Below are 14673 nucleotides of genomic sequence, written 5' to 3' on the forward strand. Positions count from 1 at the left end.
AATATGAAAAAAAAAACATTATTAGTTGTGACCACGATTATCGTTGTATTCGGAGCACAGCTCAAGGCACAAACGGCACCATTAAATAGCAAACCAGTATCAGTCAATCTGAATTTAAGTGATGTAATAGGTTCATCTGCTGCGAGTACGAGTTCAATAGTATCATTTAATTATAGCAGTATCGTAGATTATTATACTGATCAGGAAAAGCCGAAGCCAGCCGACATTACAGTCACAAGCTCTATGCCCTACACTTTAAGTATTAAGCCTGACGCCAACGCCTCCCTGGCATTAAAGAACATCATGAGCCTGGTTAAAGTTGCTTTTAAAAGATCAGGTGAAACCTTGTATGGTACTCCCCTGGATATTACATCTCCATCGGTCATATATCCATCGGAACCTGGTTCATTAAGTACGGCATATGACCCGAAATATAGTATTTCATCAAAAGATATGCTAGGCTTATTTAAGGCTCATCCTGAGTACATCAACGGAAGTACCTATACGGTAACAATCACCTATAATATACAAACGATTTAAGAGTTACAATTATATATTAACCTTTCATTTCTCTCCACTAGCTGCCTTACAAATTAAAATTTGAACTCAGCTTTGCTCCAACACATATATTTACATATGTTAATCTACATGCAATACTTATTCTGAGCAGTAACAAAAATATCAGGTCTTACCTATTTCGAAAAAGGTTCAACATTATAAGACTATAGTATTCGTGTCAGCTTTGGCCATTGACGGCCCGGATAATTGAAATATATCCCGATCTAAATAACTCATCAGACAAAGAAAGCCCGATCATATAAAGACCGGGCTTTCTGCTTTAAGAGATAATCCTAATTTATAACCTCAGTTGACTTTGACCTCTACCTTAAATTTTGTTTTATCATTATTTTCAATATCCGTATTTACCTTTGGTGGTTTGCTCCCAAATTTCCAGGTATTGTTATCAGGCGTACGGTCGATTAATTTATTGTAAGGATCGATGCCGGCACTTTCTGGTTTTTCATTCACTAAAAATGTAAATGTTTTTTCAGACCTATCCATCTTTATCCTTTTCAATATTAATTCCTTATCCCGCATTTTACCGTTTACATTTTTCAATGCAAATACGCCGACATCAATATAATCCGCTACAGGTATTCTGGTGCTTTTCCCTAAGGTATCCGCTCGGAATTTAGCACTACCCACAGTAAGTGAAACTTCATACTTACCCCCTTTCATTTTTTTGTAATTCAGATCTTTTACATAGTTTTCGTAAACGGTAATCGTTTCAAACATATCTCTAATGATATATTTTAAACTATCTGGTGTTGCTGCACGAAGGGAGTTCACAAATTCAATAGAGTTAGTATATGGTGGCTCCTGAAACTTTGTTTTTTGTAGATAATTACTTAATGCTTTATTTAATACATCTTCACCCAGATAATCTCTTAACGAATACATAATTACGCTACCTTTACGGTAATAGATGTAAGCCTGATTCTCACAAAGCATTAACGGCATTTCTCTTTTATTTTCCTGAGTTCTTCCCCTCAGATAATTATCCATTTCATATCTGAGAAATTTTTTCATGGACTGTTTCCCGTATTCTTTTTCCATAACCATCAAAGCCGAATATTGACTCATTGTTTCGGCCATAATCACACTCCCTTGTACATTACCTCCGATTACCTGATGTGCCCACCACTGGTGTGCAACTTCATGTGCAGTAACATAAAAAGGAACATCTATTTTCTCAGTATTCACGTTATCTACTCTTGTAATAAATCCAATGGACTCAGAAAAAGGAATCGTGTTTGGAAAAGATTGGGCAAATGAGGCATAACGTGGAAATTCAACAATTCTCATCTGACGATGTTGATAAGGACCAAAGTTTTTGGTGTAATAACTCAACGCCCTCTTAATCCCTTTAATCATCCTGGCCAGATTATATTCATGACCTTTTTGATAATAGACCTCTATATTTACTCCTTTCCATTTATCCCTTTTCACTTCGTAACGTGCACTGAGGTACGCATAAAAATTAAGGATTGGACTATCGGTTTTATAATTAAAATAGTGTCTTCCATCTTTAACCCACTCTTTTTGCAAATAGCCAGGTGCTATTGCAATTTGGTCCTCACTAGTGCTGACAGTAGTTTCAAAACGAATCCAGTCAGCATCATTAGAAATATAGGTATTCTTTCTGGCTACCGAATCCGTTACTGGTGCAATTCTTGTTTTTGCTTTCAAACCGTACTCTTTACGGGCAGTATTGGATCCAAGCTCAGCGCCAGAATTATAACCAATGGATGGAAATTCAGAATTGTTAAAGAAAGTTCCGTTATAAACAATCTTGGTTTCTGTCTCACCATTTTCAAACCCCACAGGTTTGTATTCCATTTCAAAGACAAATTTAACGGAATCTCCAGGTTGCACGGCATTATTCAGGCGTATAATTTTAACGCCGTTTTTTTGATCATTACTGATCAATGTTCCTCCTTTATTTTCAATCTCTAGTTTACTATAGTGATATTCACTCTTTTCGCCACCTGTATAATTAACAAACAAAGTATCAACTGGTAGTTTTTGTTTGTTTTTCAGGTAGTAGAAACCTTTTACACGTAAGCTCCTTTCTTTTGGAAAAATTGCTGCATCGACCTTAGATTCCACAATGCGGAGCTGAGGTGTTTTTTCATAAACTTTATATTTTTTTTCAAAAGCTGCCTGTGCTTCTTCTTCTTCTTTAGGAACAAGATATCTATGGAGTACATTAGTATTATAATAAATAAAACCACCAGAACTTATCGCAAATAGTACACAAATCAGGAGCACTAATTTGTGCCCCGCAGTAAAGGATAATCTTGAAAGACGAAATCTCGCATTTAAACCTTTTTCCTTACCTCTTGCAAAGACTGTTAGAGCAAATAAACAAAACACCAACACAATACTGAGCCAATAACCCTTAAATAAAAGCCAGACGCCTACAATATGTCCGAAACCATTCATATCTGAATAATACATTGACGGTCCGGATGAGTTAAAACTATACAGATCATTATTCCAGTTCAATAAATTAAATACCACTTTAACCAAAAGAATCGGCAACAAGGATATGAAGAAACCCAGGTATTTATTGGGGCAAAATGCCTGTATAGATAGACAAACTCCTGCAATGATCATAAATTCAACAAGCATCTGGAATGCAGATTTAACATACAATAATGGCTCTGCATTAAAATAGGAAGCTGAGAATTGAATAAGCATACCCGTTATAATGATCACACCCAGCAGAATAGCAATAACATAAATTAACGCCAGATATTTAGAGAAGAAAAGTACTGTATTGCTAACTGGTGCAGTACCGGTAAGCTCATCTATCTTTTGTTCGCGCTCTTTCCATATTAGATCCCCGGAGAGGAACACGACTAGTATGATTATAAAAAATAAAAATATTCCTGCCGAATTTTCTAGAATCTGGTAAGTAACAGGATAGGTCTCAGTATCATACATAGAACCCATATACCGGGAGATAATGAACATCATAACAGACCCCAAAGCACAGATAACAATAAAGAATGAACCTTTGGTGATGTTTACAAGTTCAAATTTCGCCAAATAGAATAACTGTTTCCAGCTTTCTATTGCAGAAAACTTCTGAGTTACCTTTGGCAACATCGTAAGTGACTGAATCTGATTCCCTCTTGTCAGATTTTCTTCTTTGCCCGCTTTTTTAAACCAGTTAAAAGGTATAAGGAATTGACTAAAACTGAATTTAAGAAAACAAATTAGTGTAATAATAATACCCAGCCCAATCCATAACATCCGGTTATAGAGCAAAACTCCTTCCAAAGGGATTATCCGCGTATTTTGATCATCTGGGGTCCAATATTGGATTAAATTGCCTAAAGCCTCTGAGCCAGATGGTTCCCAAATAGCCGCGATAGATTTATTATCTAAATCTGCAGTAATTATAGAGGTAACTGAGTTGATTACCAAAAGTACTATGCAAAACAAATACGCCGGTAATGTACTGCGGGTAAAAGTGGTTAACGAAAAAAAGATAGCACCAGACAGCAGGACATTGGGTACGACAAAAAGCAGAAAGGGTTCCAAAAAATTGATTATAGAGAAATCGGCCATTTGTGGTTTACCCAACCCAAAGAGACAGCCTATATAATAACCAATGACCTTCGCCGAGAAAACAAAAAGTGCAGTTAAAAAGGCAGAACTAAATCTTCCGAAAAAATAACTGCTTTTATGTATAGGTTTGGTAAAATAAAGCGGATGAGTATTGTATTTGTAGTCTTTTTGTATAGCAGTAGCCATAATTGCTACCAGGATAACTCTATTAATCAATCCTAAAATGCCATTCTCTAAAAACACAAGAATTTTTGATATTGCCACAGCCGAATTAACAAGTAGATTAGAATCACTCCGGGCCACATTGAAAACGCCGGCTTTGCTTAATCCTATTGCTAAACTGATCAGGAAAAATATCCCGAAATAAACATATACTGATATTTTTCTGAAGTTCAAATTCAGATCGAAAAGAAATATTTCCCTAAACATAAATAAGCTAGTTTTTAGTAATGACTGAGAAATAAACGTCTTCAAGATCTGGAGTAATCTGATCAAAACCTGCATCTGGGCTTGTATCTGCATAAACATGGATCATCACACGGCCACTAACCATATGGGAAGAAATCACCTGAAGCTGACTGCGGTAGTTCTCCAACTCTTCTTTTTCAATACTCTTTGTCCATATTTTATCTTGTACTGTAGCCTGGGCTTCTGCAGGAGTACCTTCCAGTAAAATTGTTCCCTTATTCATAATCACCATTTTTTTGCACAGATTTTTCACGTCTTCTACTATATGAGTGGAAAGGATAACTATTATCTGCTCTCCGATTTCGCTCAACAGGTTGTGAAAACGATTACGTTCCATTGGATCAAGACCTGCGGTTGGCTCATCTACAATAATAAGTTTAGGATTGCCAATTAATGCCTGAGCAATGCCAAAACGCTGGCGCATACCACCAGAATAATCGCTTACATTACGTTTACGAGCATCAAACAGGTTAGTTTGTACTAATAATGCCTCAACAATTTCTTTTCTTTCTGATCTGGAAGTAATTCCTTTTAGCACTGCAAAATGATCTAGCAGACTTAATGCTGATACTCCGGGGTAGAAACCAAAATCCTGTGGTAAATAACCGAGCGTTTTTCTCAATTCTGTTTTTTGTTTCAGTACATCAATGTCACCAAGCATGATTTGACCAGTATCCGGGTCCTGCAAAGTAGCAATGGTCCGCATTAAAGTTGATTTTCCGGCTCCGTTTGGCCCAAGTAAACCAAACATTCCCTTATCAATGATCAGGTTAATATTATTTAATGCTTTCAAGCCGTTGCTATAGGTCTTAGTAATGTTAGAAATAATCAATTGCATAGTTTAAAAATTGTTTACGGTGTATATTCATTTGACTGTTTATAGGATAGAAAGGTGCCCCATATTGTTACTTAATAACACTCACATAAGGATGTGACACTATTACTTACTATGCAATTATTACTATACTAAAGTTTGTCTGGCTTCTTCCAGCTGAATATAAAATAGATATATCAGATCGGTCAATACTGCGATATCAGATGCCACTTCTGCAGGATATGATAGTCCCTCCAAGATTTTTTTTTCTATTCCGCAGATGTAAATACTTATATCATTTCTGCCCATTACTGATGTTGTCGATTTTATCCTATATAAAAAAAAAATCACCCGCTCCAGTTCCTTCTTTGCAAAACTGCTGTTAAGGCTTTCCATATATAATGGAGTATTTATTAAGCATAAATCAATAATTTCAATCAGAAAATCGTTATCTCTGCTAAAAGAATGAAGATAAGTGAAATCAAAAGGGGCATTTATGTTCTGTAGGCTGGTCATCAGTAATGATTTGTTTAGTATAATTATATAATATTCTTACTTCAAGATTAATGATAAAAAAACGATAAAACACACATCCCACTCCTCCATAAGCATGTGACTTGGGTATAAAAAAAGACCTGAATATTTTTCAGGTCTTAAATTAAGTTTTATGGAATCAGGCTGATGGCCTTTTCCAATTGTGGATCTTTACCCGTTAAGAGTTTCTTTCTATCTCATCGCTCATGCTTCAACCGTGTTTGTTTTTGCTTCCAATTCTGCAATCAATACCGACTTAACAAGGGTAAATGCATAATCTTTAGCTTCGGCAAATGAAATATCATATTTGCGGACAATATTCTGCATGTTTTCTGGAAAGCGGGATAACAGTTTATAATAATACTCATCTAAAACGGTAGGGGATGGCATTTTAAAGTTTATTCTTAAATGAAAACGTCTCAAAAGTGCGGTATCAATAATTTGAGCATGGTTAGTTGCACATAGCAAAAGCGCGTTCTGAGGATAATAATCTATCAATTGTATCAGCGTGTTGACAAGTCTTCTCATTTCTCCTACATCTTTATCATCATTGCCACGGGCTTTGCCTATCTGATCAAATTCATCTAAGAAAAGAACTGCTTTCTCTTTGGCTGCTTTGTCAAAAATCACTTTGATATTTTGTGATGTTTCCCCGATCCTTGAGCAGACAATGTTGCTAAGATTGAGTATGAGAATGTCTTTTCCATGTGCGTTTGCAATGGCTTTAGCGCTTGTGGTTTTACCGCAACCCGAACTTCCTTCAAGTAATATCTTATTATTAACTGGCAACCCATACCTGTTCAGCTCGTCGATGTAACTATATTCTTTGATCAGCTGTACAAATTCATTCCTGTTGGCATGATCAAGAAATAAATCGTTCAGTGATACCTGTTCTTTGTCGTTAATAATAAGATCGTATATGTTCATCCTCTTCTGATTTCTTTATGCTTCTCCTGTTTTTGTGTGTTTATCTAAGAAAGCCCTAAAATTTGCCCGCAAGGTACAAATAGTTAGGGCTATGGTTTATGGTTACTTCAAATCTTCTATGGAAGCTCCAAAATTGATATGTAACACATTCCCGTTAGGCGTGACTTAGGCAGGAACAGATTTTACACCTGCGCTTTCTGCATCTTTGACCTTTGCTTTTTCTGTTCCTAAATGAACTACTTCTACTTGTTCTGAAGGAATAAGATTTAAAATATCCTGTTCTGCACTTATACATACCGGACAACCTGCGTGATAAAAAATTGATTTTGCCATTTTAATCGTTTTAATTGATGAATTGTTACTGATTGGACTTTCTGTCAAAGGCTCAATTGCTTTTGCCTTATGGTAAGACAAAAGTATTTCCTATTTGGATTGCTATAATGGTACAGTTTATGTAAAAACAGATGGTCCAGATGTTGCGGTTCTGGAAGTTAAGAGTACATTAAATTTTGGGAATTAGTTACGAAAAGCGAGGTGTAAAAATTAACTTTATGATACAAACAGATAAATCAGACGAGTATGGAAATACAAGCCAGTTTCATTCAAATATTTCCCGAATATCAAGATGTTTTTTATGACGATTTGGAAAATCACAGAAAATATTTCCTGCCATTATGTTCTATTAACCTGAAGTTCTTTTCACCGGATAAAGATCAGTGGTTACATTTTGTATCTGTAAAAGAGATCTATGACGGCAGGGTCGGTGAAAATACAACAGAATTTCACACAGATTACACCAAGTGTGATATGTTTGGTTTTGATATCATAGATGGAAAATATAAATTCGACGGGAAGTGGGAGTACTTTACCGTATCTACTGAAATTTTGCCGGCAAATTACCATCTTGAATACACCGATGAAGTGATACAGTATAATTATAATGAAGCGGTGTATCAATTAAAGAAGGCATACTATAAAAAATTTGGGGAACTATACGCCCGGGATTTCTACAGGCCTGGTTTAACGGTAGAGGGGATCAGAAGATTAGAACGGCTGCTTCAACTAACCGTCGAAGATATACACAAAGATGAACCTTCAGATTATTTCTCAGAGACTATAAGTAAGAAAATCAATGGAGTAATAGATGAAATTAATATAGATAACCTCCCTCTTGATGACTGTGAGTGCTCAGGAGGAAATTTAATGGACAAACCTTTCAAACCTGACGGAAGTCTTTTTAACTATATTGCCTGTATGGAAGGATACAATTTTCAGGAAAATGCCGCCGACCAGATTTATTTATTTCATGACGATCTGATGAGCAAAGCTGTGATCTGTCTGGAATATACGTGATCATAAACTATTTAATATGACAGAGATATCATCCAATAAGATCGTTTACAGAAAGGTAACTGTCAGTGAAGTTGAACAATATCATCAAATAAGACTTCACTGTTTAAAAAATTCTTCTCAAAACTTCGGTACACTTTATGAAGAAGAATTAGGTTCGTCAAGTTTTAAATTTGACAGAATAATAAATGAAAAACCTGAAACCGACTTCTTAATGGGCGCATTTATAAAAGAAAAACTGGTAGGAATTTGTGGTTTTATTCGGGAGAAGAGAGAAAAGACAAGGCATACAGGAGAAATTAGCAGTATGTATGTAATGCCAGAATTCATGGGGCAAAGAATCGGGTTTGGGCTTTTAAATGCTACAATTGTACTTGGTTTTGACGATCCAGTTTTAGAAAACATTATTTTGTCAGTAATAGACAAAAATCAAGCGGCTAAAAATCTTTATAAGAAATTTGGGTTTGTTGAATATGGAAAACTAAAGAATTATTTTAAATATGGTGGAGAATATGAAGATCTGGTATTCATGACCTTGACTAGAGATAAAAAGAATAATTTGTAATGATATTTGATCATGAAAAATTTCGAGAAGGGCTTTCCATTTGCTTCTCTCCGCAATTTCCGCCATAACCGCCAGGGGGTAATAAAATCTCTGCAACAGTCAAATCTTTAAAATAAAATCTATTACATGACGCAGAACTTGTTTCTTCTAACCATTTGTCGTCCGGATGCCGCCCGGGTAATGAAAGCTTCAGAAATTCTGTGAAATTATACCCTAATCCGTCAATATATTCAATTGGGTATAATATTTTACGCCATAGCGATTCATCAAAAAGGTATAGGGTCTGCAACAGTGATAATGACACATAGGGTTTTTCATCGAAATATAGAGACTGTAAAGTGAACTGTGTCAACTCTAACTTTTTAGAGTTGACACAGTTCACTTTACAGTCTCTAGTAATTCCCTCCATGTCTAGCTTATCGCTCACTTTTGATGATTGTTTTGAAGTTTTCAAATTCTTCTTTTGAATAGTTGGTCAGATTTATTACTGTCATGCCATTTAGGATTTGTGCAAATACCGGTGCGACATATAGAAGTCGGTTGTCAAGAATGAATGCAAGTTGTTTTCCGATTGCCTTCTTTGTTGCAGCAGCCCAAAGTTTTGAACCTGGTCCGTCAAGTTCCATAAACAACCGACAATATTCTACGCCACCCTCATAGTTTTCTTCAATTGAAAGGTTGATAAAGTTGCTGGGCGTAACAATTGGGTGCCTGTCTATAAAATAGATCTCCTTCGATTTATCTAATTGCCGTTTAATGCCTTTACCGCTATCGACAACATAATACCAACCTGTATAAAGAGTTGGGCCTTTTTGTTGCGCAATTTCGGGGTTATCTTTGATGTGATGCTCAGCGTCACTGATCAATCCATCTTCGGGTTTTGTTTGTCTGCCAGTTGATTTATTGTCTACACAAGCCATCAATAGCAAAATCGATAGAATTAAGGTCGTTATAGTTTTCATCGTGCTTTTTCAAGGTTAATATTTTTTTCGATTGATGTTGAAATCGATATTTTACTGCCGTCAATAAGTTTAGGGTTCATTTTCCCAAACCTTGTTGTCGCAAATTTGAATTCAAAACCACTAACTGTCCATTTCGGGTCGAAATATTCAGATTTCGATATTGTATATTCCCCATTACTACTTATTTGTTTTACTATAACATCCTTGCTTGAATAGTTTTTGTCATTACTATTTGCTGTTTTTAATAAGGTTGATGTATAAATTGTAAGTTTGTTTATGTTTTTTAAATCTTTCCATTTGATAACCGTATTTTTATTCAAATCGCCTTGTTCGGCACACTCTATATTTTCAATTTTTTCTTCACTCAGGGAGTTAATACTTCCAAGGAAATATTTTTTTCCGTTAGATAGTTTTATTCCAAAATTATAGATTTGGTTTGCAGGTGCATTTTCTGAATAATACCTTGATTCATCAGTATAATATAAGCCTTGACGATGTTGTAGCGCGGTCTCAATACCATTTACTATTATTTTTATAGAATCGTTCCTAATGATTTTATTATGTTTATCAAATAAATTGATAGTCATCCAACTACTCTTTTCGTCAGTAGGTTTTTGAGTAATCTCGATAGTTGCACCTATTAATCCAATATCTTCTACTTTTTCTGATGAAAGATTTGAATTACAAGATGTCAATATAAAGATGAAAAGTAAAAATGATATTGAATGTTTCATAAGTCTCATTAGTTTATCTGGTCAGGTCCGTTTTACAAAATTACCACTAACGTTTTCATTTGATTTTATCCTTATTTGAAGCACGATGCTGTTCAATGATTAACTGTTCTATTGTTTCTAAATCTGATTTATTTATGTTTCCTACAGCATCTAAGTCTGGTCCATAATTCAAATCGTATTTCAGGTTAAACCTTTCTCCTTTAAATCTGCAAAGGATAAGATCAGCTTCAGGAATAAAAGCTTCATTTTCTATTATAATTTCATGCACGGGATCTATTTTTCTCAATGCATCTATAATTTCCGGATAGGTTAAGTCGTACAAACTCATTATTAAATCTCGCTTTTCCCAGGAACCTTTTTCGTCAAGGATTTTTAAATAGCTGTTATATGGTTCATTAGCGTGATAAAGTTGATACAGCTGGTCGGTTAGCGCTGTGAGAAAGTTAAAGAAAATTGAAAATTCTTCTTCGGAGTTGTAAAACCCTCCCCACTCATTCAATACCCAATTTAACGTTTTTCCATTGGCAATGGTGATTGAAAATACGAGAGTCGGAAGATCAACATCAGTTTGCTTGTAATCGTCGTATTGTCTTCCCCCTAACAATGCTATTTCTCTTGCAGGAAACTGGATAGAGCGTATCTCGGAAAATAATACAGAACCGAAACAGATGCTGGTAAAGCCTTTTTCACTTAGTGAAACAATTTCTGTCAACTGCCGCTCGGAGGCCACTTTAAACAGTCTGTAAATGGCTGTTAACATTAATGGTACGGAGATCAGCAATAGCCAGGCTGGGAAAAGCGGGTCGGGATGTATCACTAAAACGATGGCTGTTAGTGCAACAGTCAGCAACGTGGTAAAAAACCAAAACAGAATAGTTGTGGTTTTATTACCGTCATTAAAATGGAAGCGATAGGTATTCATAGTCAGTTAAATTACTCAAAATCTATCTTTTATTTCTAAAACACCTGGACAATTACGGACAATCCCGGACAATGTCGGACATCGGCCTCTGATTATTAGTTTGTTATCCTTTTCTATTCTACATTCGTTCAACGAGTCCAAAAGCTTGCCGGCACGCAACGACTTGAATTAACAGATTTTTTAACATTTCAATAATTCAATTTATGGCAATTTTAGAACAGGGCCTAATAGGTGGATATACCAATTAAAATGACCCCTGAAGACCCGTGCAAATTGACCCCTCAGAGTTAACCTTAAAAAAAGGTAAAAGTTGTTGTACGGATTGGCTCTTTGAATAGACTACTTTATCCTGATTAACAACTATTGTTTTTACAAAAATACATTTTCAGTTTTAGACTTTCTTCTCCTAAGTGATTCTCCATATAATTCAATCCTCAAGGAGTGGTGTACGATACGATCGAGTACAGCGTCGGCAATAGTTTTTTCACCGATGATGTCATACCATTCTTTGACGGGGATCTGTGAAGTGACTATAGTAGAATGCTTCTGATGTCTGTCTTCAATCACATCAAGTAAGGCAAGTCTTGCCTGTGGATCGAAAGGCTGTAGTCCAAAGTCATCCAGAATGAGCAGGTCTACCCGCTCAATTCTTTTCAATTCTGCCAGTATATTGCCCTTAGCCTTAGCCAGTTTAAGTTGCCCCATAAGTTTAGCCGTATTGACATACATCACTCTATAGCCGATCTGACAAGCCTGGTAACCAAGGGCTGTTGCCAGATAGCTTTTTCCAGTTCCGGTGGAACCGGTAATGAACAGGTCTTTACGTTCTTTGATAAAGTCAAGTGCGGCCAGTCTATGAACCTGGTTTTTATCCAACCCGCGATCCACAGAATAATCGAGCTGCTCCAGGGCAGCTTTATAGCGAAAGCCAGCTACTCTTATTGCCCGTTCTATAGCCCGATTACGCCTGTCGTCCCACTCACTGGCGACTAGCAGCGCAATAAACTGGTCAGCAGTGAGGGATTCTTTGACTGAAGTCTCCAGGTTAGTTTTAAAAGCATCATACATGCCAAACAAGCGAAGCTGTCGGAGCTTCTCTAAGGTTTCATTATTCATTTTCTTTTGTTTTATAGGGTTGATTATTGATAATAGCCTTTACCTCTGATGTTATCATGGGATGGGATTGCGGGTGTCGGTTCTTCCTGTTCAATAGGAAGCTGATCCAGACGCTTATGGCGGATCTCTTCGATCACAGGATAATTGTACTGTCCCAGCTTGTCAGCCCAACGACAGGCATCGGTAAGTCGCTGGGAACCAACGCGCCTGGCGAAACTCAAAATACCCGAGCAAGACTTATAGGCCTGTTCAGGATAAACTTTGTGTTCCAGTACTTTAGAAATATAAAGCGCAACATCTTCATGAATATCTGTTGCTTGAGCAATGAATTTTTCCGGTGTCCATTCCCCCAGAAAATGATGCTGTAAGGCCAGATGGTTTTCATCAGTAGTGTACTGGTATTTAGTTCTGTCACGTGTATGACACGCGATTAAGGTGTACTGATAGTAGATTTTTACCAATATACTGGTATACAACAGCTTTACTTTTTTTCCTATGTAGGTGTATGGTACACTATAGTGATGAATATCCTCCCCCAGACGAACATAACCAGTTTTGTTGACTGTGACCATTGTTTGCTTATGTACCTGATAAGGCAAAGGGTTAAGTGCGCCAAGCATTTCCCGTTCAATTTCTTCAAACTGCTCGCGCCGGGAGTAACTCCGTCCAGAAAACGGCTTATTGTTGTGTATTTCAAGGCCAACAAGTATGGCTGTATTCAATGCATTTAAATCATTGAATTTACGCCCTTCTAATCTGCTGTAAATGCTACGATAGATTAACTTAACTGCTCCTTCTACCAAAGACTTGTCTCGGGGTTTATAGACCCGGGCAGGAACAACCGTAACCCCGTAATGCTCCGCAAAACAAGCAAATTCATCATTAAGTACAGCTTCGTATTTACTTCCTTTAGTGACCGCAGAACGAAGGTTATCCGGTACAATAGCCTGAGGGATGCCTCCGAAATAATGCAAGGCATTTTCACAGGCCTTGATCAAGTCTTCTTTGCGCTGACTTTCTACCGCTTCTACATAAGTCAATTGACTACAACCTAGAATGGCAACAAAAACCTCCACATCACGTGCTATACCTTCCTGTGGGTCAACAGAAAGTTTACTCCCGGCAAAGTCAATATAAATTTTGTCACCAGCCTTATGCTCGATGTGCATAACCGGACGGGAAAGCCGTAAATAAATATGAATAGTATTATTAAACCGGGAACGGCTATACCCTGCAGGATGCTGCGCTATATACTCTTTATACAACATATCGCGAGTTACCCCCCTTCTTTTTGAGCCTCTTGCAGATCTCAGGTAGCAGTGATTCCAGATGCTTCATGCGTGGGCTTCCTGAATTTTTACCAACTGGCGTACAAAATAAAACGGAAAGCTCACCGTCACTCTTAGCGTTGAATTTTTCCTGACTCAAGCCTAAACTGTGCCATAACCGCACATATTTCTTAATCGTATTCCGAGAGGTATCTATCATCCCATGGATCGTCTTAATCCCTATACCCTGGCAGTATAGACGGATAATCTGTCGTAGTTTATTCATTTTGATTGGCGTATTGGACATCGTAATTAGGGGTGTTTGTTGAACTAAAAAGCTAAACAAAAACCGCGTCTCAAAGAATCCGATCAGATAAACACTTTTACAGTTTTTAGGGGGTCAACTTAATTGGCCAAAGGGGTCAGTTTGCATTGGCGAACTGGGGTCAATTTGGTCAGGCGAAGGGGGGCATTTTGAATTGGTCAGCAGGGGTCAGTTTCGTGTGGTTTATCCATGACATACTTCTTCAAACAGCCGAACGGAGATTGGGTTCGAGTTTTTTAAACCGATAAGTTTTTGGTTCAGGGTCTTCATAGCAAAATGCGTTAAGAAGCTCCTTTATACAATTCAAGTTGTAGATAAATTGGCAAGCTTGCAGTCATAAATCTATTTGTGATTAATTTGTAATATAGTTGATTTTTATTTAATATTTTATCATTAAATTATAATTCAGAGGTTTTTTAGCATGGATCGGAAAGCATTTGTACATGATTATTATAATTTCCGTGGTTTGGAGAGCTATTACGTTAGGAATGTCTGCTGGTTTCCCGGATGCCAGCGGTAATCAAGCAAAAAGTTTTACACTCATCCTG

Annotated in this window: 14 protein-coding genes; 3 read left to right on the plus strand and 11 right to left on the minus strand. The window is 36.8% G+C overall.

Annotated features, from left to right (window positions below; translation table 11 throughout):
- Positions 1 to 3: 3 nt before the first annotated feature.
- Positions 4 to 540 carry a hypothetical protein gene (locus PL_RS00615; protein ID WP_348620737.1) on the plus strand — a complete coding sequence of 179 codons (537 nt, stop codon included), beginning with the start codon at positions 4 to 6 and terminating at the stop codon, positions 538 to 540.
- A 324-nt stretch (positions 541 to 864) separates the two neighbouring features.
- Here the strand turns inward: PL_RS00615 and PL_RS00620 are convergent, their stop codons facing one another.
- The 5 genes from PL_RS00620 to PL_RS00640 form a co-directional block, all read right to left on the minus strand.
- Entirely contained in the window at positions 865 to 4569 is a 3705-nt protein-coding gene (locus PL_RS00620; RefSeq protein ID WP_052495946.1) for an ABC transporter permease/M1 family aminopeptidase, read from the minus strand.
- A gap of 7 nt (positions 4570 to 4576) precedes the next feature.
- Positions 4577 to 5446, minus strand: coding sequence for an ABC transporter ATP-binding protein (locus PL_RS00625; RefSeq protein ID WP_041877278.1), 870 nt, complete (start codon positions 5444 to 5446; stop codon positions 4577 to 4579).
- 123 nt (positions 5447 to 5569) lie between these two features.
- On the minus strand, positions 5570 to 5938 hold the full coding sequence (locus PL_RS00630; RefSeq protein ID WP_348620739.1) for a hypothetical protein: 369 nt from the start codon (positions 5936 to 5938) through the stop codon (positions 5570 to 5572).
- 222 nt (positions 5939 to 6160) lie between these two features.
- A complete protein-coding gene (locus PL_RS00635) occupies positions 6161 to 6883 on the minus strand; it encodes an AAA family ATPase (RefSeq protein ID WP_041877273.1) in 723 nt (240 codons plus the stop codon).
- A gap of 165 nt (positions 6884 to 7048) precedes the next feature.
- Entirely contained in the window at positions 7049 to 7216 is a 168-nt protein-coding gene (locus tag PL_RS00640) for a thioredoxin family protein (protein ID WP_235324389.1), read from the minus strand.
- A gap of 246 nt (positions 7217 to 7462) precedes the next feature.
- Between PL_RS00640 and PL_RS00645 the strand changes: the two genes are divergently transcribed.
- Together PL_RS00645 and PL_RS00650 are read left to right on the plus strand one after the other, a co-directional pair.
- A complete protein-coding gene (locus tag PL_RS00645; RefSeq protein WP_041877271.1) occupies positions 7463 to 8236 on the plus strand; it encodes a hypothetical protein in 774 nt (257 codons plus the stop codon).
- A gap of 16 nt (positions 8237 to 8252) precedes the next feature.
- Positions 8253 to 8798 (plus strand): GNAT family N-acetyltransferase, encoded by a 546-nt coding sequence (locus tag PL_RS00650; protein WP_041877269.1) that lies wholly within the window; start codon positions 8253 to 8255, stop codon positions 8796 to 8798.
- 10 nt (positions 8799 to 8808) lie between these two features.
- On the opposite strand, the gene PL_RS00655 is transcribed toward PL_RS00650, so the two are convergent.
- The 6 genes from PL_RS00655 to istA form a co-directional block, all read right to left on the minus strand.
- A complete protein-coding gene (locus PL_RS00655) occupies positions 8809 to 9252 on the minus strand; it encodes a hypothetical protein (protein WP_348620744.1) in 444 nt (147 codons plus the stop codon).
- Complete coding sequence (locus PL_RS00660) at positions 9215 to 9760, minus strand: SecDF P1 head subdomain-containing protein (RefSeq protein WP_152620236.1); 546 nt, start codon at positions 9758 to 9760, stop codon at positions 9215 to 9217. Before PL_RS00660 ends, PL_RS00655 begins: the two co-directional genes overlap by 38 nt.
- Positions 9757 to 10494, minus strand: a complete 738-nt coding sequence (locus PL_RS00665) for a hypothetical protein (protein WP_152620235.1) — start codon at positions 10492 to 10494, stop codon at positions 9757 to 9759. Before PL_RS00665 ends, PL_RS00660 begins: the two co-directional genes overlap by 4 nt.
- Positions 10495 to 10549: 55 nt before the next feature.
- The gene (locus tag PL_RS00670; protein WP_041877260.1) at positions 10550 to 11416 is read right to left on the minus strand and encodes a hypothetical protein; all 867 of its coding nucleotides are present in this window, start codon (positions 11414 to 11416) and stop codon (positions 10550 to 10552) included.
- 369 nt (positions 11417 to 11785) lie between these two features.
- Positions 11786 to 12532 carry an IS21-like element helper ATPase IstB gene (gene istB / locus PL_RS00675; protein ID WP_041877258.1) on the minus strand — a complete coding sequence of 249 codons (747 nt, stop codon included), beginning with the start codon at positions 12530 to 12532 and terminating at the stop codon, positions 11786 to 11788.
- Between the two features lie 23 nt (positions 12533 to 12555).
- Positions 12556 to 13800 carry an IS21 family transposase gene (istA, locus tag PL_RS00680; protein ID WP_200890669.1) on the minus strand — a complete coding sequence of 415 codons (1245 nt, stop codon included), beginning with the start codon at positions 13798 to 13800 and terminating at the stop codon, positions 12556 to 12558.
- Positions 13801 to 14673: the final 873 nt, after the last annotated feature.

Origin of the sequence: Pedobacter lusitanus, assembly GCF_040026395.1 — a bacterium.
Classification (GTDB): Bacteria; Bacteroidota; Bacteroidia; order Sphingobacteriales; family Sphingobacteriaceae; genus Pedobacter; species Pedobacter lusitanus.

What these genes read in the sequence shown, in the direction of transcription:
- PL_RS00650 (WP_041877269.1), top strand. Translation starts at nt 8,253, where the DNA reads ATGACAGAGATATCATCCAATAAGATCGTTTACAGAAAGGTAACTGTC.
- istB (WP_041877258.1), bottom strand. Translation starts at nt 12,532, where the DNA reads ATGAATAATGAAACCTTAGAGAAGCTCCGACAGCTTCGCTTGTTTGGC.
- PL_RS00635 (WP_041877273.1), bottom strand. Translation starts at nt 6,883, where the DNA reads ATGAACATATACGATCTTATTATTAACGACAAAGAACAGGTATCACTG.
- PL_RS00665 (WP_152620235.1), bottom strand. Translation starts at nt 10,494, where the DNA reads ATGAAACATTCAATATCATTTTTACTTTTCATCTTTATATTGACATCT.
- istA (WP_200890669.1), bottom strand. Translation starts at nt 13,800, where the DNA reads ATGTTGTATAAAGAGTATATAGCGCAGCATCCTGCAGGGTATAGCCGT.
- PL_RS00640 (WP_235324389.1), bottom strand. Translation starts at nt 7,216, where the DNA reads ATGGCAAAATCAATTTTTTATCACGCAGGTTGTCCGGTATGTATAAGT.
- PL_RS00630 (WP_348620739.1), bottom strand. Translation starts at nt 5,938, where the DNA reads ATGACCAGCCTACAGAACATAAATGCCCCTTTTGATTTCACTTATCTT.
- PL_RS00625 (WP_041877278.1), bottom strand. Translation starts at nt 5,446, where the DNA reads ATGCAATTGATTATTTCTAACATTACTAAGACCTATAGCAACGGCTTG.
- PL_RS00615 (WP_348620737.1), top strand. Translation starts at nt 4, where the DNA reads ATGAAAAAAAAAACATTATTAGTTGTGACCACGATTATCGTTGTATTC.
- PL_RS00660 (WP_152620236.1), bottom strand. Translation starts at nt 9,760, where the DNA reads ATGAAAACTATAACGACCTTAATTCTATCGATTTTGCTATTGATGGCT.
- PL_RS00620 (WP_052495946.1), bottom strand. Translation starts at nt 4,569, where the DNA reads ATGTTTAGGGAAATATTTCTTTTCGATCTGAATTTGAACTTCAGAAAA.
- PL_RS00645 (WP_041877271.1), top strand. Translation starts at nt 7,463, where the DNA reads ATGGAAATACAAGCCAGTTTCATTCAAATATTTCCCGAATATCAAGAT.
- PL_RS00670 (WP_041877260.1), bottom strand. Translation starts at nt 11,416, where the DNA reads ATGAATACCTATCGCTTCCATTTTAATGACGGTAATAAAACCACAACT.